The following is a 24,801-nucleotide window of genomic DNA, read 5'->3' as shown; positions in this document are numbered from 1 at the left end:
CTCCTCCGATCAGCTCTATGCTGTGCGGCTCGCACCAGATAAGGGGCACCAATTAGGATGCGCCAATTAGGGCGCGCGCCCAGCCAATCAGACTACTTAGCGTAGGACTCGATGAAGTTCACCAGGGTAGCGGTACCGAAACCGGTGCCTTCCTTCGGAGTGAAGCCGTACGGGGACTCCTCATTGAACGCGGGGCCCGCAATATCCAGGTGAGCCCAGGGGATGCCCTCGCCCACGAACTCCTTCAGGAACAGGCCCGCAGTCAGCGCGCCACCGTAGCGGGAACCAATGTTCTTGATGTCAGCAACGGGGGACTCCAGGCTCTTACGCAGGTAGGACTCCAGCGGCATCGGCCAGTAAGCCTCACCCGCAGCTGCACCGGCTGCAATCACGCGGTCGCGAATCTCCTCGTCACCGAGCAGAGCCGCAGTGCGCAGACCCAGAGCAGCCATAGCGGCACCGGTCAGGGTAGCGATGTCCAGGATGACGTCCGGGTTCGACTCGGAAGCCAGGGCGATACCATCAGCCATGACCAGGCGGCCCTCAGCGTCAGTGTTCAGCACCTCAACGGTACGGCCATCACGCATGGTGATAATGTCCTCCGGGCGCAGTGCGTGACCGCCGGGCATGTTCTCAGCCAGGCACAGGTAGCCGGTGACAGCAACCGGAACATCCAGCTCAGCAGAAGCAACCACAGCGCTCAGAACCGATGCCGCACCAGCCATATCGCACTTCATGGTCATCATCGAAGCGGCAGGCTTCAGCGAGTTACCACCGGTATCGAAGGTGATACCCTTACCAACCAGAGCAACGTGAGCCTTCGGGTTCTCCGGGGTGTACTTCACAACGGCAAGAACCGGCTTGCGGGGCGAACCCTGACCAACACCGGAAATGCCGCCGAAGCCCTCCTCTGCCAGGCGGTCGTGGTGGAACAGTTCAATCTCAATGTTCGAGTAATCCTCAGCGACCTCAGCAGCGAACTCAGCGAAAGTCTCCGGGTACAGGTGCGACGGGGGCAGGTTCACCAGGCGGCGAGCGTCCTTAGCGGTCTCGCCCAGAACCAGGCCGTGCACCAGAGCCTCTTCAGCCTCTTCCTGATCAATCGAAGAAACAATCAGAATGGACTCGATTTCTTCCTTGATCGAATCCTTGGTCTTGAAACGCAGACCCTCTTCAATGAAGTTGCCCAGCACAGCGCCGTGAGCAATAGCCTCAATTTCCTCTACCGAAGAAACGCCGAAATCGAAAGCGACCTCCTCAGCGGAACCAGCCAGCTGACGAGCCGCAGAACCGGCGGCGTAACGCAGAGCATCCAGGCGCTCCTGACCCTCAGCAGTATCAGAGCCCAGACCCGCCAGCGCCACAATGCCGGCACCGGTGTCCTCAAGGCCGGGCAGACGCAGCAGCTGATCGGGGGCACCCGAGGCGCCCAGCGCCTCCAGCAGCTCGTTAATACCCTCAACAGAGTCCTCAGACAGGGAGCTCGGCGCCAGGTACGCACCGTCCGAACCCTTCAAAACGCCCAGAACCAGAACGTCAGCTTCGAGCGCTTCAAGGTCGGTGCTGTGAATAGACAGAGACAGAGACATCGTTACTCCTTTGCGTATGTCTTCTCAAAATAGTCGGGGCACATCCTCGCGCCCGAAAAACTCAACTGTAGGCCCTCGAAGAGTGAGGATGAATACCGCCGCGCAAAGCCGCGCGGACTACTGCTTCTACTCTACACGGATATGTAGGAGGGTGTGAGGTTCAGCTCTCACCCCAAACAGCTGGCAGAACAGAAAAAATGCACAAGAAGCCGAGCTGCAGCACCTTAAGAACGTCGACGAGACACCAAACAAGTTCACCTATTGCGAGAAAAGCCCGCACACTGTTGAGACAGGGCAGTAGTGGCATAAAATGAAAGACTACGGAAAGCGTCAGATAACAGAAGACGCCCCTTCGCCCCAACACCTCGGGTACCGGCAGAAACACTAAGCCCACCCCGAACGCGGCGCGAACCAGACAGAAGTGAGGAGGCGTAATGCTCAACCCCGAAGATCTCTACTTAGCCAACACCAAAATATTGGACGACCCCAGGATGCACGGGCTAACCCTCGTCATCGCCCTCTCCAGTCCGCAAGACGCAGGCTCCACCGCAGGCCAGCTCGGACAGGTGCTGCTCAGCGAACTCAAAAATATTGAAATCGTCGAGTTCGACAGCGACCAGCTACACAACTACCGTGCCCGCCGCCCCTACATCCGCTACGAAAAAGACCACTTTGAACAGCCGCAATACCCGCAGCTGAAGCTCTACGCCGTAGAAGACAGCCTCGACAAGCCGTTCCTGCTGCTCACCGGCGCCGAACCGGACCTGCAGTGGCAGCGCTTCGAAAAGGCGGTGCTGACCATCGCCCAGCGGGTCAAGCCCTCCCTGGTCGTGCTGGTCTCCGCATTCCCCATGCCGGTGCCGCACACCCGCCCCTTCCCGATTACCGCGCACGGCTCCCGCAAGGATCTGATTCGCGGCATCTCCCCGTGGAAGCCCAGCGCGGACGTGCACGCGACCGTCACCAACCTGCTGGAAGTGCTCTTCACCGAAAACGGAATCGACACCGTCGGCTTCGGCGTGAACATTCCCCAGTACATTTCGGAGGCGGACCTGCCGCAGGGCACCCTCACCGCCCTCGAACACGTGGGCATGGCCGCGCACCTCTCGCTACCCACCGAGAACCTGCGCGAAGCCGCACGCCACGTGCACAGCCAGATTAACGATCAGGTCAAGCAGAACCCCGAAATTGGTCGCATGATCACGACCATGGAAGAGAACTACGACGAGAACTTCCGCACCTCCGACATTGCGGTTCCCCTCTCGCGCCGCGACGCGCACAACGTGCCCAGCCGCGACGAGATTGGTGCGCTCTTCGAGCGGTTCCTCGACGAACAGTAAAGCGTGCGCAGTAGGGGAAAGCACTCGGGGCGCCCTTACTCTGCATGACGGAATATGACGCGGCACCCCGCGCCGCTGTGGACAAACCCCGGTAAACAAACGAACAATACGAATAAATCTGTGGAACCAACGGACACATGAACCGAAGTATCCACAGATTTATTCGTTTAACCTGAGCACCCGCACAAACCATGCCACCGTGAAGGCATGAACGCAAATAATATCCCCAATGGCAACATCCCCAACGGCAATACCCCCAACAGCGACCACTTCCACAGCGGCTACGACACGCCCCCGCCCATCCGCAACGAATACGACGTGCTCAGCTGCGCCCTCCACCAGCACGGCTACTGGCCCGACCACTCACTCATCATCCTCACCGCAACCGATGACACCCTCGGCCCCAGCCTGCGCGTCAACCTACCCGACGAACCCTGCACCCACAGCGAACGCGCCGACTTCCTACACGAAACCTTCACCAAACTCCCCACCCACCACAACGGCGAAACCCTCACCCGCTTCTACGCCATCATCATCGACGGCGACAACACCGTACGCCAACGCCAACTGCACCCCAACACCGCGCAACTTGCCGCCATCGAAGAAATCCAACAGGACGTCGACACCCAAATCCCCATCAACGCATGGCTCCACCTGCTCCACGACCCGCGCATCGTCAGCGAACTACGCTGCGAAGACGTCATCTACGCAGGCGGCGCCAGCATCTGGGCGCTCAACCCCGAACAGCAAGCACTCACCCTCCTCGCACCCATCGAAGAAATCCGCCACAGCAGCTACTACACCTGGCTCACCCGCCACGGCGACACCATCGCCGACACCGCCCAACACAACTACGCCCACAGCCACTGGGACACCGACCCCACAGCCAACCCCGAAACCCGCCACGACTGGGAAAACGCCGTAGAACTCTGGGACCACACCCACACCACCCGCCACGACGAAGCCCGCCAGAGCGTCCGCACCATCTACCGCCAAGCCCAAATCGACCTCTGCTACTGGGACGCCGCCATCAACGCCGCCGCGCACCTGCTCACCACCCACCCGGTCGATAACGCGGGCAACCCCATCACCGGTGACGCGCCCACTATCGGCGACGCACTCCGTGAACTCATCCCCGCCGAAGTCGCAGGGCACCTACGCGCCTCCATCGCGCCCGCAACCCTCAACCCCATCACCGCCGAAATGCTCACCTACCTCGCCGGCTACGGGCTCAACCACGCCCAAAAAGCGCTCGCCTACCTGCACTACTCCGCCCAATACACCTACCACGCCTTCGGCGGCGAATACCCCAGCACCGACCGCGCGCCGCTCGAACCACCCCGCTACGGCACCCGCATCACCCGCAAAACCTACATCCCCGCCAGCTTCACCCACGCACTCAGCGCCACAGTAGGCACCGAACAGCCACACGTACGCGCCGTGCCCGAAAAATGCGTGCAATGGCAAGACTGGATCCGCCGCACCCACCGCACCATTCAGCAGAGCCGCAGCATTCAACAGAACCGCAGCAACCAGCACACCAACCTCAACGGCTGGGCACTCGAAAACCTCACCCCCGCCGACCTCGCCAGCGCCGCCGAACTCAACACCATCAGCCGCGACCTGCTCCCACGCCTCGAGGAACACCCCAAAGACCACAACGCCCACAACAAACTCGAAAACCTCAAACAACGAATCGACGAAAGCTGCACCAACAGCGAATACCTCACCAAACACCACGCCGTCTACACCCACTACCTCAACGCCCTCAAAGGAAAACTAGACAGCCCCCACTGGGCACGCCTCAACGCACTCGAACTACTCACCAGCCTGCTCACACCCCACAGCACCGACGGAGAATACGCCGAACTACGCAACACCCAAGCCTGGGCCAACTGGTACAAGGGCTACAGCACCTACGCCCGCATGCTCCGCCAAGAAGCCCACCGCCACACATTCGGAAAGGACCTCAACATCCTCGATGTACACCTCAACGCAGGCAACCTACCCGCCTGGATCAAATACACCATCTGCGGCGAACCCGGAACACACCGCGAACCCATCAGCACCCTCAAACCCCGAAAACCTTAAAAGCCCGGCACCTAAAACCGGCACCTAAAAGCGAGGTACAAAACGAGGGAGGGGCGCGCCACCGGGCACGCCCCTCCCGCACACAGCCGCACTCACCCAAAACCAGGCCCACAAGCCACCCAAACAGCGCGTCAAGTTGAAAGCAACCAAAAATCTGCAATACTTATATATTGACCCCGTACAGTCAATGCGCTATAACGCGCCCTCAAACCGCTCCACACAACGAGCAACGGAACCCTGCAAACCACCCAACGCACGCGGAATAAAACCCGCCCCCCACAGCGTTAAACCGGACAAACGCAGCAAACACCCCGACCGAGGACGCCAGCACAGACTTGACAGGGTCTTAGGTGTTTTGCAGACAAAGCACCCCACCACAAGCCAGAAAGGGTTCTAGTGGCACCTGCAACCAGCAAGAAGACCGTGACCGGCGACGCAACCGAAGAAACCGTCGCAAAAACCACCACCAAGACCACCCGCACCAAGAAGGCAACCACCAAAGCCGCAGCGGCAACCGAAGACACCACCGGCGCAACCGCCGAAACCGGTGCTGAAACCACTGCCGAAACTACTGCCGAAACCGAGGCAGACAAGCCCAAGCGCACCCGCAAAACCACCACCACCAAAACCGCAACCAAGCGCAAGACCGGTGGCCGCCGCAAAAAGAGCGACGACGAATTCGACCTCGGACTCGACGAAGAACTCGAAACCACCGACGGCGAAGACGAAACCGACGAAGAAGACGAAGAAACCGCAGCCAAAATAGAAGAAAAGAAGGCCGCAGAAGCAGTAGCAGCCAAGGGCTCCGGCTTCGTCCTCACCGCAAACGACGACGACGACGCACCCGCACAGCGCGTCGTCACCCCCGGCGCAACCGCCGACCCCGTCAAGGACTACCTCAAGCAAATCGGCAAAGTCTCCCTGCTCAACGCACAGCAGGAAGTCGACCTCGCCAAGCGCATCGAAGCAGGCCTCTACGCCGAACACAAGCTCGCTGAAAACCCCGACATGGACAAAGAACTCAAGAAGGCCATGCGCTGGGTCATCCACGACGGCAAGCGAGCCAAGAACCACCTGCTCGAAGCTAACCTGCGACTCGTCGTCTCCCTCGCCAAGCGCTACACCGGCCGCGGCATGCTCTTCCTCGACCTCATCCAGGAAGGCAACCTCGGCCTCATCCGCGCCGTCGAAAAGTTCGACTACTCCAAGGGCTTCAAGTTCTCCACCTACGCAACCTGGTGGATCCGCCAGGCCATCACCCGCGCAATGGCAGACCAGGCCCGCACCATCCGCATCCCCGTGCACATGGTAGAAGTCATCAACAAGCTCGCCCGCGTGCAGCGCCAGATGCTCCAGGACCTCGGCCGCGAACCCACCCCCGAAGAACTCGGCAAGGAACTCGACATGACCCCCGAAAAGGTCATCGAAGTCCAGAAGTACGGCCGCGAACCCATCTCCCTGCACACCCCCCTCGGTGAAGACGGCGACTCCGAATTCGGCGACCTCATCGAAGACTCCGAAGCAGTCGTCCCCGCAGACGCAGTGTCCTTCACCCTTCTGCAGGAACAGCTCCACTCCGTACTCGACACCCTCTCCGAGCGTGAAGCCGGCGTGGTCGCAATGCGCTTCGGCATGACCGACGGCCAGCCCAAGACCCTCGACGAAATCGGCAAGGTCTACGGCGTGACCCGCGAACGAATCCGCCAGATCGAGTCCAAGACCATGTCTAAGCTCCGTCACCCGTCGCGTTCGCAGGTACTGCGCGACTACCTGGACTAAAAAAAGTTCATAGCTAGCGGTTCTAACGTGCTGGCGGATGCTCGTGCAGCTGGTCTGCTGTCCGGCACGCGGACGATGCTCGCGGGGCCGGACTCCGTGTGCTTGTTCTTACAGACGGCGCACCGGTTCCCGCTCGCGGGGGAGTGCCCCCTCTTCAGCGCCTGGGGGCGCTTCGAGGACGGAGCCCCCGCTCCGCGTGACCGGCTACGCCGTAAGGTTTAGTTGCACATACAGAAAAGGCTCTCCGAAATACCGGAGAGCCTTTTCTGTACCCTTAGGCAGTTTGTTGCGACGGCTTGTGGACGATGCTCGCGGGGGAGTGCCCCCTCTTCAGCGCCCCAATAAATGAATGGGCCAGGCGCTTCGAGGACGGAGCCCCCGCTACGCATCGCCGCTATGCCGTTGAGGTTCAGCGCCGCTACAGACCCAGCTGACGCAGATAGCGGTCCGCCACCGCCTCCACCTGATCTAGCCCGCGCACACGACCCAGCGCCTGCGACCACGCATCAGCCTCACCGCCGCCCACCGGCAAACCAACCGCCGCCCACAACGCCGCCGTCATCGCACCCACCGAATCCGAATCCGAATCCACCGACACCGCACGGCACAACCCCTCAAACAAGGCGCCACGCACCGTCGCATCATCAGCATCAGTAGGCAGGCCCTTCACAGCATCCGCAGCACACCAGAACGCCACGCCCAGTAGCTCCGGCGCCGTCCAACCCGTACCAAAATGCTCCGCTACAGCCTGCGGCACCGGCACCACGCCGCCCTCCAACAGCTTGACGGCACGACTCAACGCCGCCGCCGTACGCGCAGCATCACCCGGAATCGAATCATCCGCGCCCACCGTGCCGCACCAGTCAAGCACACGGCGGGCAGAATCCAACAACACACCAAACGAGCCAGACTGGGACGCCAACAGGTCACGCACCAACAACGCATACGCCGCCGCCGAAGCCAACGCCTCCGGATGCCCATGCGTCAACGCCGCCGCACGCACCGCCAACAAAACCACCGTACGCTCCTGCGCCACCGGCAAAACACCCAACGCCGCCGAACGCACTAACGCGCCACTACCCAAAGCATCAGGATTCAACGACTTCGACACCAACTGCATCTCACCCGAACCCAACGCCCGCAACGTCGCCGCACCCGGACCACGACGAGCCGTCAACTCGGGCGCCCCATCAATCTCACGATCCAACGAAAACGGCGCAGACTCCGGCAGAACCTCACCAATACCGCGGAACCACCGCAAATACGCCAACCACAAACACGCCAACTCATCCGCCGCCGCGCCCTCATTATTCCACTCCAAAACCTCCGTCAAAGCATCCAGAGTGAAACACGTCAGCTGCGTATCATCACTGACCAACAGCTCACCAAACGCCGAATCCCACGGCTTAGGGACGCGCTCCGCAATCTGCTCAGCCGACAGTAGCTCAAGGGGATAACCCAGCGCATCACCCAACGCAGACGCACACAACAAGCCGCGCACCCTGCCCGTAAACTCAGCCGAAACCTCAGGTGCACGCGTGAACTCAACAGAAGAAAAACTCATAGGGCGATTATCCCACGGGCGGTTAGGATGCGCGGGCTAGGGCATAAGCTGCTTCGTGCTCAGGATGCGCGGGGGTGGGGGTATACCAGGCGGCTTCGTGCTCATGCTCGCGGGGGAGTGCCCCCTCTGCGGCGCCGGGGCGCCTTGAGGACGGAGCCCCCGCTACGCATGAGCACCTACGCTGCGGTGGGGTCTGAGCAGAGGGTTCCGCCCCTGAATGACGAACTGTGAGGCGCAAAACAAGACGCAATGCCATACTGAAACCATGAAGATCCTGCACACCTCCGACTGGCACCTCGGCCGCACCTTCCACCGCAGCCCCCTCACCCGCGAACACCAGCAGTTCATCGACGAACTGCTCAACTACGTGCACGCCGAAGGCATCAACACCCTCCTCATCAGCGGCGACGTCTACGACAGCACCATCCCCACCGCCGAAAGCACCACCCTGCTCGACCAGGCACTCACCCGCCTCATGCGCGCCGGCGTGCACGTCATCCTCAGCTCCGGCAACCACGACTCCTTCCGCCGCCTCAGCTACGGCGCAGCCTTCTTCGAAGCCTCCGGCGTGCACCTGCGCACCACCATCGAAGACGCCACCCGCCCCGTCGAACTCACCGACGGCACCTTGCGCGTACACGTCTACGCCATCCCCTACCTCGCGCCGCGCCTCCACGCCACCGCCCTCGGTGTAGACCCCACCCACCAGGCCGTCCTCGGCGCCGTCACCGACGCCATCCGCGCCGACGCCGCAGAACGACGCGCCCGCGGCGCAGGCGCCGACCGCATCATCGTCATGAGCCACGCAACAGTCAGCGACACCACCGGCAGTGACACCGCCGGCAGCGCAGACACCACACCCCGCAGCGACTCCGAACGCGACATCAGCGTCGGCGGTATCGACTGGGTACCCGCCTCCCTCTTCGACGGCTTCGACTACGTAGCCCTCGGCCACATCCACAAGCGCTACCCCGTCACCCACACCATCCGCTACAGCGGCTCCCCGCTCGGCTTCTCATTCAGCGAAGAACACAACCGCAACGGCGCCTACCTCATCGAACTCAACCCCGGCGAAGAACCCACCATCAGCAGCCACGAATGGGCAACCCGTGTACACATGAAAACCCTGCGCGGCACCATGGAGCAGCTACTCAACGCCCCAGAAAACAGCCCCTACGAGCAGGGCTACTACTGCCGCATCGAACTCACCGACGAAACCCTACCCGTCGGCGCCGTCGACCGCCTGCGCAGCCGCTACGAAACCATCTCCCACTTCAGCTACCGCAGCACCCAACCCGCCACCGACAAACCCACCGCCGCACCGCCCACCCGCGACGCCGACCCCGTCGAAACCTTCGACCAATTCCACCAATACGTACGCAACCGCCCCCTCACCAGCGAAGAACGCGACGTCATCACCACCCTCAGCGACCACATCAAAAGCCACAAGGACAACGCATGATCCTGCACAACCTCGAATTCGAAGCCTTCATGGCATACCCCAAGCGCCAAGAAATCAACTTCGACACCCTCAACAACGCCGGCGTATTCCTACTCAACGGCCCAACCGGTGCCGGTAAAACCACCATCCTCGACGCTATCTGCTACGCCCTCTACGGCGAAACCAGCAGCGACCGCGAATCCGCCAAACTGCACTCCACCTACGCGGCACACAGCGGCACCAAACCGCGCGTGTTACTCGACGTCACCCTCCACGGCAAGCGCCTGCGCATCGACCGCACCCCCGCCTACAACAAACCCATCACCCGCGGCGCCCGCAAAGGCCAGATGCGCGAAGAAAGCGCCAAAGCAACCCTCGCCGAACTCGCACCCGGCGCCGACCCCGCCGACGAAAAAGCCTGGATCCCCATCTCCAGCAGCGTCGCCGAAGTCAACCGCACCATCGCCGAACGCACCCACCTGACCAAAGAACAATTCCTCAAAGTCGTACTCCTGCCGCAGGGCCAGTTCGCGCAATTCCTCAAGTCCAAGCCCAAAGAACGCAAAGAACTGCTCAAAAAGATGTTCCCCGTCGAACACTACGAACAGCTCTTCGCTGCACTCACTGAGGAAGCGAAAACCGCCCAGCAGGAAGTCGCCCAGGACGAAAACACCCAGCGCGGCTACCTTGAACGTGCCCGCGCAGAAATGCTCGCCCTGCAGTCGCTACTGGACGCTGTGGATTCGGGTGCTGAGGAAGCTGCGGAGGCGGGCGAGGAGACTTCCGAACATCTCACCGCTGAGAACGTCACTGCCGAGAACGTCACCGCCGAAACCCTCGACGCATGGGTCGCCTGCGGAGTAGAACGTGCCCGCGAAACCTCCGCACGCGAAAAGCAGGAGCAGCAGCGCCTCACCGACGAAGCCGACCGGAACACCCGCCTGCTCGCCGAACGCGCCCAGCTGCAGGCCGACTGGCGCGAATACGAGCAGCTCTGCGAACGCCGCACCCGCCTGACCGAACGCGCCGAGGGGCATAAGGCGCAGCGTGAAGAGCTGTCGCAGGCGCGTGCTGCCGCGCCCCTGCACGCACAGTACACGCAGGTCCACGCCGAATCGCAGGCGCTCGCCGCCCGCCAGCAGGAGCAGGCTGCGTGCGCATCCGCGCTGGATGAGACCGGTCGCGCCCTGCTTGCGGCACTGCGCGATGAGGAAACCGCGGAAGACGTCACCTTCCCCGAGGAGACGACCTTCGCCGCGCTCCCGGAGCTCGAGCCCGCTGAACAAGAAGCCCAGCTTGAGGCGCTCCTCGACACCCTGCGCGCCTTGCAGAAGAAGGACGCTCAGCTTACCGACGAGGAAGCCGCCGCAGCCGCCCTGCTGAAGCAGGCTAACGCCCTCGAACAGGACAAGTCGCGTGCCGAAAAGACCCTGAGCGACCTGACCGCCGCCGCCGAGCAGCTTGCCGAAGAACTCGCCGGCTACAGCACCGCCGACGAGGAACGCACCCTCGCCGCGCACCTGGTCACCGAGGCGCAGCAGAAGCACGATGCCGCCCAGCAGATGCAGCAGAAGCTCGATGTCGCCTCCGCCGCGGTTGCTGAGGCTGAGAAGCAGAGCAAGCGCACCGCCACCGCCGAGCAGAAGGCGCAGGAAAAGTGGCAGGCTTCGGCTCAGCAGGCGCTCGTAGCCACGGAGGAGTTCAAGAACCTGCAGGTGCTGCGCCTCGCCCAGGCGTCCTCGCTGCTGGCGCGCGAGCTCAAGGACGGCGAACCCTGCGCGGTCTGCGGCTCGGTCGAGCACCCCGCCCCCGCACAGATTGCCGAGGGCGAGCAGCTGGTTGAGCGTGCCGACCTGGACGTCGCCAAGGAGCGTGAAGACAAGGCTCACAAGCAGGCGCGCACCCACGAGCTGGCTAAGGATCGGGCGACCAAGGCGCACCAGGAAGCCTCCGAGGCGCTCGCCGCCGCCCGCACCCAGTATGAGACCCTGGCGGCTCAGGGCGAGTGCGATGTGGAGCAGACTGCCGCCCAGTTGCAGCAGGCGCAGACTCGCCTCGCGCAGGCTCAGTCGCGTGTGACCGCGCGTGACGGCGTGCTGGTGAAGGTTGAGCGGGTGCAGGCTGAACGGCAGAAGGCTCAGGAGGCGCTACGCACCATTGAGGGCGCGGCGGTTGAGGCTCAGACTCGTCACCGTGATGCTGCGGCGCGCTGTGAGGCGGCTGCGGCGCAGTTGGCGCCTGCTCGTGCAGCGGTGGGTTTTGCGCAACGTGTTGAGGCTGTTGAGGGTTACCGTGTGGCGCATCAGCGTCTTGCTCGTGCAGTGTTGCTGTTGGGGCAGGCGCGTGAGCGTCATGCTTTGGCGGCGGCGCAGGCTGAGCGTTTGCTGGCTGAGTCTTCGTTTGAGAGCGCTGAGCTGGTGCAGGCGGCGGTGCGCACCCCCGAGCGTGTTGATGCCCTGGAGCAGGCTGTTGCCGCGTATGAGTTGGAGCATGCCCGCCTCCTTGAGGGCTTTGGTCGTGAGGCGATTGTTGCGGTGGCGGCGCGTGCCGCCGCTGGTGAGCAGGCGCCGGATGATCTGCAGGGTGTGCGTGAGCAGGTTGAGCAGTTGCGTGCGGCGGCGCACCGTTTGACTCTTCGTGAGGGTGAGCGGGAGAGCATGCTGCGTTCTTTGCATGTGCTGCGTGGCGAGTATGCGGCGTTCCGTGCGAAGACGGCGCAGCGTTATGACCGTGCGCAGATGTTGGCGAACCTGGCGGCGGCTGCCCGCGGTGACACGCTGGGCGGCTATGAGCATCAGGTTGACCTGGTGAGTTACGTGCTGGGTGCCGAGTTTGAGCGGATTCTGCACTCGGCGTCACTGCACCTGGATCGCATGAGTGAGGGCCGCTACGGCATGGTGTTCAGCGATCACCGTGCGAAGGGTAGCCGTTCCGGCGGCGGCCTGAACCTGGAGATTACCGACACCTGGACGGGCGAGCCGCGTGAGGCGTCGTCGCTGTCCGGTGGTGAGTCGTTCTTGGCGTCGCTGTCGTTGGCGTTGGGTCTGGCTGAGGTTGTTCAGGCGAATAATGGCGGTATCGAGTTGGATACCCTCTTCATTGATGAGGGTTTTGGCACGTTGGACGCTGAAACTCTGGACATGGTGATGGGCACAATCGAATCGCTGCGTGATAGTGGCCGCACTATTGGCCTGATTTCGCATGTGGAGGAGATGAAGAACCGTATTCCCGCCCAGATTGTGGTTGAAAAGGGTCAGAACGGCTCGTCGGTGAGGGTAAACTCCTAGTAGGCATAAATTCGCTTCCGGGCTGCTGTTATGGCATGTCCGGCGGCTTATTCGTGAAAGAGATGATGACCTCGACACCTCAGGACAGGGCACCGAATTCAACGTATCGTGTGGAACCTTCGGCTGATGCGCACACTAACGCATCCGCGCCGAAGGTTCCTCCGCGCACCATGAAGGTGGCACCCGCCCCCGATACCTCGGATAGGTTGAGTGCTTCGGGTACAGGCATTCCGACGGTTCCGGGCACCTCCCTGACGGATGTGGTGCGCAGTAACGAGCACGTGTTGCAGGAGTTGCCGCCGCGACCGGTTCCTACTGCGGATGAGGTTAATACGAACGCCTCGGTGCCGGATATTTTGCGTCAGCATTGGGCGTTGTTCCTGCGTAACGGTAAGGAGCAGCGTTACCATCTGCGCGGTGTGCTCCGTGATGAGGGCTTTGCCCGTAATGTGTTGACGATTCTGTTCCATATTCCGGCGGCTTCTTCGGCGTTTGCGCTGTATATTCTGTTGGCGAGCCACCTGGGTAGTGTGCATGATGGCGGCTATGCGGTGGCGGCGTTTGCTGGCGCGTATTCGGTGCAGATTATGCTCGGCCCGATGCTGGTGCGTGCCCTGGGTTTGAGGGCGTTGCTGGCGATTACGTCGGTGCTGAATATTGCTGCGGTGCTGAATATGCTGGTCATTGGTTGGCGTTTGACGGTTGACCCGAATAACGTGAGTACGACATACCATGCGCTCTCTTGCGTGGCGATGGGTTTTACGACTCCGCCGTGGACGCCGTTTGCGTTGGAGTCGCTGTACCGCCGCAACTATAAGTACAGTGATGTTCGCTTGTCGACAGCTGTTTCTTGGGGGACGACGGCGAACCTGTCGATGTACCCGCTGGCTGCTCTGCTGGTGCGGCTGGGCGATGCGTACCTCACCCCGAATCATGAGTATGCGGGCTTCTGGATCACGATGATTCTGGATGCGCTACTGTTCATTGTGGTTCTGGCCGCGCCGATGTGGCTGCCGGATATTTCGCGTATTCGCATGTCTCCGCCGAAGAATCTGGTCCGTCCGAATAAGCAGACGGTGGTGTTGATTCTTGGTCTGGTGCTGCTGGGTGCGTGTATGGGCGCGGTCGGTTCGGGTCTGCTGGGCTTCTCGCTGATTCACGGTTCGATGAACTTGTTCATGGCGATGGTTGCGACCGGTACCGGCGCGATGGTGCTTGTGTCTTTCCCCGTGGTTTTGGGTGCCCGTTCGGTGAACCCGTGGCATGGTTGGTTGGTGAGCGGCGTTCTGCTGATTATGGGTGCCCTGTATTTGCCGGCGAGTGATGATACGTCCACGATTTTCTATGCGTTGGTGCTGTGTGGTGCGGTGCTGGGTGTGGCGTTTGGCGGTCATGAGCTGTGGCTGAACCGTTCGCTCAAGCATATTCCTGATGCGCAGGCGAGCTTCTTTACCCGCTCGATGCTGGGTATTGGTCTTGCGATGGGTAGTATGTGGGGCGGCTATATGGGTGACGCTCCGTATTACCGTAATGCGTTTATGGTGCCGGTGATTATTGCGACGCTGTATTTTGCGTTGGGTCATTTGTACGGCTACTTGTGGCGTGAGGAGCATGAGGAGCAGTTGGCTCCTTTGGCTGAGACGGAACGCGGCTAGTTTGGGTTGCTGCTAGTTCCTTGCCGGTAGCTTGAGCGTGATGAGCGCGCGATAAAAGGCGGATGACCCGCCACCTTCTGCAGGTGGTGGGGCATCCGCCTTTTGTGTACCGTGCTCGGTTTGTGGTGAGCCTCGGCCTGAGAACCTCGGTGTGAGAGCCTCAGCCTGTGAACTTCAGCGTGAGGCTACAGTTTAGTGACCGCGCTTGATCCATGCAGGAAGCTCGGGCGCCTCCAGACCGATGCCGGTGCTGTCGCCGTGGCCGGTGAGGACCGCGGTGGACCCGGGCAGGGTCAGCAGGCGGGTCGAGATCGACTCGATGATGGTGTCGAAGTCGCTGTAGGAGCGTCCGGTTGCGCCGGGGCCGCCGTTGAAGAGGGTGTCGCCGGAGAAGACGACGCCTTCGCTGTTTTCCCAGCTGAGGGTGGGTGCGTAGAAGCACACGGAGCCGGGGGAATGGCCGGGGGTGGCGAGGACCTTCAGTTCGGTGTCGCCGATGCGCAGTACATCGCCGTCAGCGAGTTCGTGGTCGAAGTCCCAGGAAGGGTACACCATTTCCCAGAGCACACGGTCTGCGGGGTTCAGGTAGACGGGTGCGCCGAAGCGTTCTGCCGCCTCCTTGGCGCTGCGGATGTGGTCGTCGTGGGCGTGGGTCAGCAGAATCTTCTCCACGGTGCGGCCTGCGACGGTGCGGGAGATCTTGTCGACGTCGTGGGCGGGGTCAATGATGATCACGGAGGAGTCATTGCCGATGATCCAGACGTTGTTGTCGACGTCCCAGCAGCCGCCGTCCAGCGAGAAGGTGCCGGAGGTGACGACTCGTTCAATACGTTCGCTCACGCTACGCTCCTAGAGTTCCACGACCGAGCGCAGCACGCGGCCGGTCTTCATGGTTTCGAATGCTTCGTTGACGTCTTCGAGGCGGATGCGCTCGGAGACGAAGCCGTCCAGGTCGAGGCGGCCGAGCAGGTACTGGTCCACGAATTCGGGGAAGTCGCGGGAGGGCAGGGTGTCGCCGTACCATGCGCTCTTGATGGAGCCGCCGCGGCCGAACACCTCATCCAGCGGGATGTCCCAAGTGGTGCCGGGTGCGGGCACGCCGACGAGGACGACGCGGCCAGCCAGGTCGCGTGCTTCGAATGCCTGCTTGAAGGTGGGGGCGATGCCGACAGCGTCGATGACGAGGTCTGCACCGAAGCCGCCGGTGAGTTCCTTGATGGCCTCGACGGGGTCGACCTTGGAGGAGTTCACGGTGTGGGTTGCGCCGTGTTCGCGTGCGCGTGCCAGCTTATCCTCGTCGATGTCGACGGCGATGATGGTGGTTGCGCCACCGAGCTGTGCGCCTGCGATTGCTGCGGTGCCGACGCCGCCACAGCCGATGACTGCCACGGACTCGCCGCGCTTGAGCTCACCGGTGTTCAGCACAGCGCCCAGACCTGCGGTGACGCCGCAGCCGAGCAGACCGATGGCTGCGTACTGTTCGGGGCTGATGTCAGCGGTGATCTTGGTGCACTGGCCAGCTGCGACGAGGGTCTTCTCAGCGAAGGAGCCGATACCCAGTGCGGGGGTGAGTTCGGTACCGTCCTCGAGGGTCATCTTCTGGGTTGCGTTGTGGGTTGCGAAGCAGTACTGCGGCTGGCCCTTGCGGCATGCGCGGCATTCGCCGCAGACGGCACGCCAGTTGAGGATGACCAGGTCGCCGGGGGCGATGTCGGTGACGTCATCGCCGACAGCCTCAACGATACCTGCGGACTCGTGGCCGAGCAGGTAGGGGAAGTCCTGGCCAACGCCGCCGGTGACGTAGTGGTGGTCGGTCTGGCAGACGCCGCAGGTGAGGACCTTGACGAGTGCTTCGCCCTTGCCGGGGTCGGGTACGTTGATGGTGGTGACGGTGACGGGTGCGTCCTGGGCGAGGGCTACGACAGCCTTAACCTTGTGCATGGTGCTCCTTTGCTGGGCGCGGTTGAGCCTCAACCGCAGATAAAGGTTTTTTGATACGTTCCCATTCTAAGAGCTAAGGCATACCTGATGCACCCCGGGGCTGAGCGTGAAGCCCCCAGGTGAATGTGACGTTTTATGACGTTGTCTCTTACTCCTCCCGGAACCCGCGTAGTCTGCGGCTACTTACTCTGCCGCCTCCACCTCTGCCGCAAAGGCGAGCGCACCGCGTCGGAACGCGCCCGAGGTCAGTGCGTTCACGTGGTCGCGGCCGGCCAGGGAGATGAAGCGGTTAAGCGGATTGTTGCCGCGCACCATGTCGTAGAGTTCCGCTCCGTCGGCGGCGATGGTGTCCGCGTCACCGAGTACCACCGCAACGGGTACGCGCGGATGCGCGCCCGGGTGGCCCGCCGGCAAATCCGGGGATCCGGCACGCAGGGCGGGCACGTCGAAGAACGGGCCGAAGGGAATCCTCACGAACTTCAGCAGCGCGTCGGGTTGAATGGGGGAGTTGTCAATAATCGAGGTGAAGGAGGCAATCGCCTCGTCGGTGGAGTCTGCCGCCGGGGTTTCTGCACTCGCGGAGGCGCTGGTTCCCTCGTGCGCTTCGAGCATGGCGCGCAGGGTAATGAGGTGGTCGTGTAGGGGCAGGCCGCCCAGGGTGAGGGATGCGACTGCCTCCGGGTGGGTGAGGGCGAGTTCCCAGCCGACGCGGGCGCCGAAGGAGAAGCCAATAACGTGCGCGCGGGGCTCCAGTTCAACGCCGAGGTCGTTCTCGGTGGCGACGGTGCGCAGCAGCTGGGCGAGCAGGTTGGTGAACAGGTGCATGGGGGTCAGCGGCTGACCTGCCGCATCGACAGGGGGCACCGAATCGAACGGAATTGTGCGGCTGCGCACGCTCGTGTTGTCGGGGAGTTTGCAGTCGACGGCGTGCATGGATTCGGGGTCTTTGAGGTATTCGTCTGAGTGGTAGGGCAGGGTAACAATCAGCACGGGGTATCCGGCGCGCAGGTATTGGCGGATCCAGCTGGTGCCGCCGTAGAGCTGTTCGCCGCGGGTGGCGAAGCCGTGAAGCATGAGGGCGGGGACGCGGCTTTTGAGCTGCTGCGGCTGGTAGAGGGTGTACTCGAGGTCGGGCAGGGTAGTGCCTGGTACAACAGCATTGGGTACGGCAAAGGGCGCGGGAGAGAATTCTGCACTGGTCATAGTTCTATCTTAGTGACCAGCGCAGGGTTTCTGTCCTGCGCCCTTTGAAAGGTTGAGGCGGTACGCGCTCAGCTGAGCTACCGCTTAGTTCTTCTTGGCCGCACCGGTTGAGTTATCGGTGCCCAGGTCGAAGAGCGCCTCCTGCTGAGGTTCAGCCTTTGCGCTCGCTTCTGCCTTCGCCGCGGTTGCCTCAGAAGCCTGAGCCTCGGCGGCGTCTGCCTTCGCCTGCTTCTTCTGTAGCTGTTCCTTGCCGTTTTCGATGCGTTCCTTACCGTCGGCAATGAACGTGCGAATCATGGTGGTGTTGGTGTCCACCGCCTTCTGCACGCGATCCGCAATGGAGGGGCCCTTCGGCTTGGGGAGCATGTCCTGGCCTGCCGCCTGCTGCTGCAGTTCGCGTCCGGCGGACATGAGGCGTTCGCTCTGTTCTTTCATCGCACGGGATGCGGTGGTGCTGCGCGGCTGAACCTTCAGGTGTCCGTGGTCGTCTTCGCCGGCGAGTACCTGGCGCATGAGCATGATTTCTGCGTCCAGGTGCGCGCCGAAGAGGAGCATATTGTTCATGATCCAGATGAACAGCAGCATCACAATCACACCACCAATGAGGCCGTAGGTGGCGTTGTACTTGCTGAAGTTGTTGGCGTAGAGGGTGAAGCCGAAACCGCCCAGGCTCATGCCGAAGAGCGCCAGCGCCGCACCGGGGGAGAGCTTCCACTGTTTGAAGCGGCGCACGTTCGGGGTGGCGGCGTAGAGCAGAGTGATCAGGGCGATTGCCATGAACAGGATGAGGACCCAGCGGCCGTTAAGCCAGATGAGCTTGATGAGTTCCATATCCACGGTTTCGGGTACATACCGACCGACCATGTCCAGGACGGTTACACCCAGCAGCATCATGAGCATCATGAGTACCACGAGGATGATAATCACGGTGGTGACGAAGACGTTCAGCGGCTTGAGAATCCAGCCGGGGCGGCCTTCACGCACGTTGTAGACCGTGTTGAGAGCTCGGCCGAAGGATCCGGTGTACCCGGAGGCGGACCAGATCGCACTGAGGATACCGGTCAACAGCACCAGGCCTGCGCCATGGTCGCCGGTAATCTGCTTGATGGGGTCTTCCATAATGGCGTACATCTGGGCGGGCGCGTTGTCCTTGAGGAAGGCGAGGATGACGGCGGCGCTTTCCTCACCGTGACCGAATACGCCCAGTAGGGAGACGATCGCCAGCAGGGCGGGGAAGATGGACAGCACGGTGAAGTAGGTGAGTGCTGCCGCCATATCGGTGCCGCCGTTTGCGCCGAATTTGTAGATGGCACGGCGCAGAATGTAGAGAATGCTGCCCTTGGGGAAGTCGCGCAGTTTCACGCTTGCGTACTTGGGGGCCGCGGGCTTCTTCTTACGGGAGAAGAGTCCGCGTCGAGCTCCGGCGGGTACCTGGGTTGAGGAGGTGTCCGTGGAAGAGCCGGTGTGTGCAGCCAATGGGGCTCCTTGAATGAGTGGGGTGTACACAGTGGTGCGCCTATGAGCTTCAGCGTGTGGGCGCACAGAAGGGGCGAGGAGAACAATGAGCTGTCCTTCCCGCCCCTGCGGTGACATTATATAGGGTTTTCTGACCCTCCCGTATTTTTCTGCGAGTGCAGATAGATAACCTGTTTGTCAGTTAGAGAGGGTAACCACCCCGAAAAGCCTCAAAAAGGCTTGTTAGATACTGTTTTCGACTAGCTGAAAACTAGTTGTAAATACCCAGAACCTTAGCGGTGTGAGCCATAACCTCATCAGCCAGATCCGGGTTGTCGTTGAGCTTCACGCCGTAACCGGGGATGAGCTCCTTCAGGCGAGGCTCCCAACCAGCAATCTTGGCGGGGAAGCACTGCTTGAGCAGGTTCAGCATAATCGGAGCCGCGGTGGAAGCACCGGGGGATGCACCCAGCAGAGCTGCGATGGAGCCGTCCGCTGCGGAGACAACCTCGGTACCGAACTGCAGGATGCCGCCCTTCTTCGCGTCCCTCTTCATGATCTGGACGCGCTGACCAGCCTCGATGAGCTCCCACTCGCCGCCGTCAGCCTCGGGGTAGTACTGGTGCAGGGTCTCCAGGCGAGCGTTCTTGTCCTTGACCAGCTCGGAGAGCAGGTACTTGACCAGGGAGAAGTTATCCAGACCTGCACGGGTCATGGGGTATAGGTTGTGCAGGCGCAGGGACTTCGGCAAATCCAGTACGGAACCCTGCTTCAAGAAGTTTGTCTTGAAACCGGCGTAGGGGCCGAAGAGCAGAGCACGCTTGCCGTCCACGTAGCGGGTGTCCAGGTGGGGAACAGACATGGGAGGTGCACCCACCGAAGCCTGACCGTACACCTTAGCGTTGTGCTGGTTTGCGGTTGCCTCGTGGGTGTTGCGCAGGAACAGGCCGGAGACGGGGAAGCCGCCGTAGCCCTTACCCTCTTCAATGCCGGACTTCTGCAGCAGGTGCAGGGCGCCACCGCCGGCACCGAGGAACACGAACTTCGCGTTGATGCTCAGAGGCTCATCCTTGTTGATGCGGTTAATCGCCTGAACCTGCCAGGAGCCGTTCGACTCGCGGTTCAGGTTGGTGACCTGGTAGCCGTAGCGAACCTCAACACCCTTGGTCTGCAGGTAATCGACCAGCTGCTCGGTGAGGGAGCCGAAGTTCACGTCGGTACCTTCGGGGGACCAGGTTGCAGCCATCGGCTCGTTACCCTTGCGACCCTTGACGGTCAGCGGTGCCCATTCGCCAATCTTCTCGCGGTCATTGGAGAACTGCATACGCTCGAAGAGCTTCTCCTTGCGGAAAGAATCGTAGCGCGCAGCCAGGTACTTGGAGTGGTCTTCGCCGAAGACCAGGGACATGTGGGGGACCGGGTTGATGAAGCTGGTGTCAGTCAGAATATTCTTCTCAGCCAGGGATGCCCAGAACTGGCGGGAAACCTGGAACTGCTCGTTAATGTTCAGTGCCTTGGCAGCGGAGACAGTACCGTCGGGACCAGCGGGGGCGTAGTTGAGCTCGCACAGTGCCGAGTGGCCGGTACCTGCGTTATTCCAGGGGTTGGAGGATTCCTGAGCAACCTTGTCGAGGCGTTCGAGTAGGATAATATTCCAGGTCGGTTCGAGCTCCTTGAGGAACACGCCGAGGGTGGCGCTCATGATGCCGCCGCCGACCAGGACGACGTCGGTTCGTTCAGTACGTGCTACCACTGAGTTCTCCCTTAGGGTGAGGGTGCCCATCCTCGGGCACAATGACTGTGGGGTACATCATCTAGCCTACTCCTTTTAGCGGGGGAGGCATAGCTAGAATCAGCAAATAACAGGAGAGTGTTGCAGTTCACACGCTAGCTTCCCTGGAAGGCAAAAACCCTCCAGAGCACGCCAAACATGCGCACAATGCAACACTCAAACCTGAACTGCCTACAACTTACGCAGTTTTCCAAACAGCTCAATCGCATTCTGCTCCGTCTGATAGCCCTGAACCTCACGGCTCACAGCCACCTTAGACGTCACATTCAGCAACGGAACCGCCGGCATGAACTGACCCAACTGAGACACAACCTTCGCGTATAGTTCACGCTGCGAATCCACCGAAACAGCAGAATCCGCGGTACGAATCGCCTCCATCACCTCACTAAAACGAGGCGACGGCGCCACCGCCACAGCAGTAGGCTGCGGCGAAGGTGACGCCGACGGGCTCGGCGAAGCAGAAGCCGAAGCCTCCTCCTCAGGCATCAACGGGTCCGGCGAATAACTCGGCTGCGGGCTCGGAGTCGCAGAAATCCGCACATTCGAATTCGCACCACCCGACGACGGCACATCAGAACTCTTCTTCGTCAAACCAGTCGTCATATCCGACGGCGCATTAGCAATCAACGAACGCACCTGATGCTCAGCAATCAGCGGCGCCAACACCGGACCAAAGAACGCATACGGGTCACGGTACATGCCGTAGAAACCCGCCAAGGTAATACCGCGCTCAGAAGAAACCTCACGGCTCTTCGACAGATACTCAGACCACGGCAGAGGCACCGGCTTAATATTCAGGCCCACCTCAATCAGCGAAGCCACCATCTCCGAATACACCTTCTGCGGAGTATCCATCCACGGCAGAGACACATCGGCAGGGTAATAGCACTCAATCACCTGATTGTCGTACCCAGCAGTTGCCAACAGCGAGCGCGCCATATCCTGATTGCGGTCCGTGTAATCCTTCGCATCATCAGCCTTAATGCGGAACGACGGCGAAATCAGCGTCTGCGCATCCGAGGTGCCCTGCGGGTAATACTGACGTAGTGCACCGCGGTCCACCGCATGCGAAATAGCGCGACGCACCGAAATATTCTTCAACACCGGATGCGCCGTATTCAAACCCAAATACACCAGCGAGAACGGGTCGCGGCCCGGCGTCTGATAGCCATCACGCGCCAACTGACCCAGATCAGACGAATTCACCTGATCGCACGCATCAATGTGACCCTCCATCAGCGCAAAATAACGCTTATCCGACGACGTGAGGGTCGAAATCTGAATCTCATCCAGCTCAGGCTGCTGACCATCAAAATGGGTATTCTTCAGCAGACGCACCGTGCCAGCCTCGAACGACTCCACACGGAACGCACCCGTACCCACCGGGTTACCCGTCAGCTTCTGATCAGAACCAAACAGCGACGGGTCAATAATGCCGAACGCCTGCTGCGTCAAGATACGCGGGAACGCCAGTGAAGGACGCGACAGCGTCACCACCACAGAGTTATCCTTCGCCACCACCGACGAAACCAGCGGCAAGAACGACTGCACCGCAGACGACTGAGCGGAATCCGACTTCTGCGCACCCTTCTTATCGCCCGGATGCGCAGCATCAGAAGCGCTCGCAGAAGTCGATGCAGAAGCAGACGCGCTCGGGGTAGCAGTCTCAGAAACACTCGCAGAAGCAGACGGGGAAGCACTTGCAGAAGCAGACGCACTCACTGAAGCAGACGGGGTAGCCGCACCCGACGGAGACGCCTGAACAGGCGCAGGCTCCACCGCCGAAGGATCAATAGAACCCGGCTTCGGCACACCAAAACCCCACGCAAACAAAGGCTGAGCAGGCACCGCATGAGCTGCAGTACCCTCACCCGTAGCCAACGCCTGCCACCTCTGGAAATTCTGCACCACAGCATCCGCAGTCAACGCAGAACCGTTACTAAAATGCGCCTCACGCAACACAAACGTATGCACCAAACGGTCATCAGAAACCGTCCACGCACTACACAAAGAATCCTGAACCTCAGGATCACCCGTGTAATGATTCGCCACCAACAACGTCTGCAAAACCTGCGCCGTCACCTGATACGTACTCGCCACAGGAAACAACACCGGGTCCAAACCCAACGGCGCCGCACCCTGCGCAAACCGAAACACGCGACGCGCATCAGCAGAGGACTCGCTCGCACTCGCAGACGAACTAGCAGGCGAACCAGAAGAAGACTGACCAGAACACGCAGAAAGCGCCAAACCAGCACTAAAAAGCGCGCCAAAACGCAAAACGGCGCGTCGACTCAAGCCACTCGAGCCAGCAGTGGCTCGCAGCAGCGCATCAGAATTGCCAACAGCTGACGATGCATGAGGCTGATGCTGCACGGGAGGGTCCTCTCTTCCGTCGCGGATGCTTATCTCTCAGGATAACGGTTCAACACCCATCCGGGCGAGACACCCCACCCGGGCAAGATACATACAAGAGGACCCGCCGCCACGACAACCGTGACGGCGGGTCCAATGTAAATGTGTGTGTGCGCGAGGGGGGACTTGAACCCCCACGCCGTAAGGCACAGGAACCTAAATCCTGCGTGTCTGCCAATTTCACCACTCGCGCGCAGTGTCACCCCACATCCGAAGATGCATGCGTCTGAGGCAACAAAAAATTAGTGTACACCAGGAACCAAGGTTCGCCAAGCCTTAAAAGAAGCCCCCATAGGGCAAAAAGCCCGCAAGCACGCCGAACAGCAGCCTCCTCGAGAAGCCACCGAACGGCGATGCGCAAACCCTAAAAAGCACGACCTTACTTCGGGTCAATACCCAAATCACGACGCAACTTAGCCACATGACCCGTCGCACGCACATTGTACTGAGCCACAGAAATAACACCCTGCTCATCAATCACAAACGTCGAACGAATCAGACCCTCATATACCCTGCCGTAATTCTTCTTCTCACCCCACGCGCCATAGGCCTCAGCCACAGCATGATCAGCATCAGACAGCAGCGGGAACGTCAACGACTCCTTCTCCACAAAACGGGCAATAGCCGCCGGCGAATCCGGAGAAACACCCAACACCACGTAACCCAGCGACTTCAACGACGCCAAATTATCGCGGAAATCGCACGCCTCCTTCGTGCAACCCGGAGTCGAAGCCTTCGGGTAGAAATACAAAATCACCTTGCTACCCGCATAATCGCTCAGGCTGTGCTCCTTACCCGACGCGTCAGCAAGGGTAAAAGCAGGCGCCGGAGTACCCGGCTCAAGACGAACACTCATCAATAACTCCTCAAAACAATAAAAACTAGGGGAGGGGCGGATGCGCCCCACACAATACACACAGTCTAGTGTCCCACACACTCCACCCAAACAATGTGTCCAGGCTCACCTCATTTCAACTTGCGCACACCACAAAAAAGCGCGTATAGTATTTTCTTGTTGCGAGGGAAACCTTGAAACAAGCAAGCGCCTCTAGCTCAATTGGCAGAGCAATTGACTCTTAATCAATGGGTTCTGGGTTCGAGTCCCAGGGGGCGCACTTCAAAGAAAATCCCGCTGATTCTTCGGAATCGGCGGGATTTTTGCGTTCCCCTGTGAATACAGTTTTGAGGGGGTATAGATATTTCCCCTTGCTCCTGATGTGAGTGCTTGGAAGACGGTATTCGCCCTCGT

Annotated in this window: 15 protein-coding genes and 2 tRNA genes; 7 read left to right on the top strand and 10 right to left on the bottom strand. The window is 60.9% G+C overall.

What is annotated here, in order from left to right; genetic code table 11:
- Positions 1-92: 92 nt before the first annotated feature.
- Positions 93-1,589: a leucyl aminopeptidase gene (locus HMPREF3055_RS07980; RefSeq protein ID WP_070642706.1), complete on the bottom strand. Its 1,497-nt coding sequence runs from the start codon at positions 1,587-1,589 to the stop codon at positions 93-95.
- Between the two features lie 434 nt (positions 1,590-2,023).
- On the opposite strand from HMPREF3055_RS07980, the gene HMPREF3055_RS07975 reads away from it, so the two are divergent.
- The 3 genes from HMPREF3055_RS07975 to HMPREF3055_RS07965 all read left to right on the top strand — a co-directional run bounded on the left by HMPREF3055_RS07975 (position 2,024) and on the right by HMPREF3055_RS07965 (position 6,799).
- Entirely contained in the window at positions 2,024-2,929 is a 906-nt protein-coding gene (locus HMPREF3055_RS07975; RefSeq protein ID WP_070599423.1) for a PAC2 family protein, read from the top strand.
- Between the two features lie 207 nt (positions 2,930-3,136).
- Positions 3,137-5,020: a metal-dependent hydrolase gene (locus HMPREF3055_RS07970; RefSeq protein ID WP_070738805.1), complete on the top strand. Its 1,884-nt coding sequence runs from the start codon at positions 3,137-3,139 to the stop codon at positions 5,018-5,020.
- Between the two features lie 396 nt (positions 5,021-5,416).
- Entirely contained in the window at positions 5,417-6,799 is a 1,383-nt protein-coding gene (locus HMPREF3055_RS07965) for an RNA polymerase sigma factor (protein WP_070738804.1), read from the top strand.
- Positions 6,800-7,217: 418 nt separating this feature from the next.
- Here HMPREF3055_RS07965 and HMPREF3055_RS07960 read toward each other — a convergent pair whose 3' ends face one another.
- On the bottom strand, positions 7,218-8,363 hold the full coding sequence (locus HMPREF3055_RS07960; protein ID WP_049352554.1) for an ADP-ribosylglycohydrolase family protein: 1,146 nt from the start codon (positions 8,361-8,363) through the stop codon (positions 7,218-7,220).
- A gap of 265 nt (positions 8,364-8,628) precedes the next feature.
- On the opposite strand from HMPREF3055_RS07960, the gene HMPREF3055_RS07955 reads away from it, so the two are divergent.
- The 3 genes from HMPREF3055_RS07955 to HMPREF3055_RS07945 all read left to right on the top strand — a co-directional run bounded on the left by HMPREF3055_RS07955 (position 8,629) and on the right by HMPREF3055_RS07945 (position 14,746).
- Positions 8,629-9,825: an exonuclease SbcCD subunit D gene (locus HMPREF3055_RS07955; RefSeq protein ID WP_049352552.1), complete on the top strand. Its 1,197-nt coding sequence runs from the start codon at positions 8,629-8,631 to the stop codon at positions 9,823-9,825.
- Positions 9,822-13,091, top strand: a complete 3,270-nt coding sequence (locus HMPREF3055_RS07950; RefSeq protein ID WP_070738803.1) for an AAA family ATPase — start codon at positions 9,822-9,824, stop codon at positions 13,089-13,091. Before HMPREF3055_RS07955 ends, HMPREF3055_RS07950 begins: the two co-directional genes overlap by 4 nt.
- 65 nt (positions 13,092-13,156) lie before the next feature.
- The gene (locus HMPREF3055_RS07945) at positions 13,157-14,746 is read left to right on the top strand and encodes an MFS transporter (protein ID WP_246822892.1); all 1,590 of its coding nucleotides are present in this window, start codon (positions 13,157-13,159) and stop codon (positions 14,744-14,746) included.
- Positions 14,747-14,938: 192 nt separating this feature from the next.
- On the opposite strand, the gene HMPREF3055_RS07940 is transcribed toward HMPREF3055_RS07945, so the two are convergent.
- The 8 genes from HMPREF3055_RS07940 to bcp form a co-directional block, all read right to left on the bottom strand.
- Positions 14,939-15,586: an MBL fold metallo-hydrolase gene (locus HMPREF3055_RS07940; protein WP_049356589.1), complete on the bottom strand. Its 648-nt coding sequence runs from the start codon at positions 15,584-15,586 to the stop codon at positions 14,939-14,941.
- Between the two features lie 9 nt (positions 15,587-15,595).
- A complete protein-coding gene (locus tag HMPREF3055_RS07935) occupies positions 15,596-16,687 on the bottom strand; it encodes an S-(hydroxymethyl)mycothiol dehydrogenase (RefSeq protein ID WP_005505506.1) in 1,092 nt (363 codons plus the stop codon).
- A gap of 183 nt (positions 16,688-16,870) precedes the next feature.
- On the bottom strand, positions 16,871-17,890 hold the full coding sequence (locus HMPREF3055_RS07930) for an alpha/beta fold hydrolase (protein ID WP_070738802.1): 1,020 nt from the start codon (positions 17,888-17,890) through the stop codon (positions 16,871-16,873).
- A gap of 84 nt (positions 17,891-17,974) precedes the next feature.
- On the bottom strand, positions 17,975-19,366 hold the full coding sequence (locus HMPREF3055_RS07925) for a YihY/virulence factor BrkB family protein (protein ID WP_070738801.1): 1,392 nt from the start codon (positions 19,364-19,366) through the stop codon (positions 17,975-17,977).
- A gap of 250 nt (positions 19,367-19,616) precedes the next feature.
- Positions 19,617-21,098, bottom strand: coding sequence for a malate:quinone oxidoreductase (locus tag HMPREF3055_RS07920; RefSeq protein ID WP_070738800.1), 1,482 nt, complete (start codon positions 21,096-21,098; stop codon positions 19,617-19,619).
- 210 nt (positions 21,099-21,308) lie between these two features.
- Positions 21,309-23,513 (bottom strand): ABC transporter substrate-binding protein, encoded by a 2,205-nt coding sequence (locus tag HMPREF3055_RS07915; RefSeq protein ID WP_070738799.1) that lies wholly within the window; start codon positions 23,511-23,513, stop codon positions 21,309-21,311.
- 150 nt (positions 23,514-23,663) lie between these two features.
- A tRNA-Leu gene (locus tag HMPREF3055_RS07910) sits at positions 23,664-23,745 on the bottom strand.
- A 186-nt stretch (positions 23,746-23,931) separates the two neighbouring features.
- Positions 23,932-24,408: a thioredoxin-dependent thiol peroxidase gene (gene bcp, locus HMPREF3055_RS07905; RefSeq protein ID WP_070738798.1), complete on the bottom strand. Its 477-nt coding sequence runs from the start codon at positions 24,406-24,408 to the stop codon at positions 23,932-23,934.
- A 186-nt stretch (positions 24,409-24,594) separates the two neighbouring features.
- Between bcp and HMPREF3055_RS07900 the strand changes: the two genes are divergently transcribed.
- Positions 24,595-24,667: transfer RNA gene (locus HMPREF3055_RS07900), tRNA-Lys, on the top strand.
- The last annotated feature ends 134 nt before the right edge of the window (positions 24,668-24,801 follow it).

It is taken from the genome of Rothia sp. HMSC061C12, assembly GCF_001815755.1.
In the GTDB taxonomy this organism is placed as follows: domain Bacteria; phylum Actinomycetota; class Actinomycetes; order Actinomycetales; family Micrococcaceae; genus Rothia; species Rothia mucilaginosa.
Note: the sequence above shows the minus strand (reverse complement) of the source record. Positions and strands in the feature narration are given on the sequence as shown.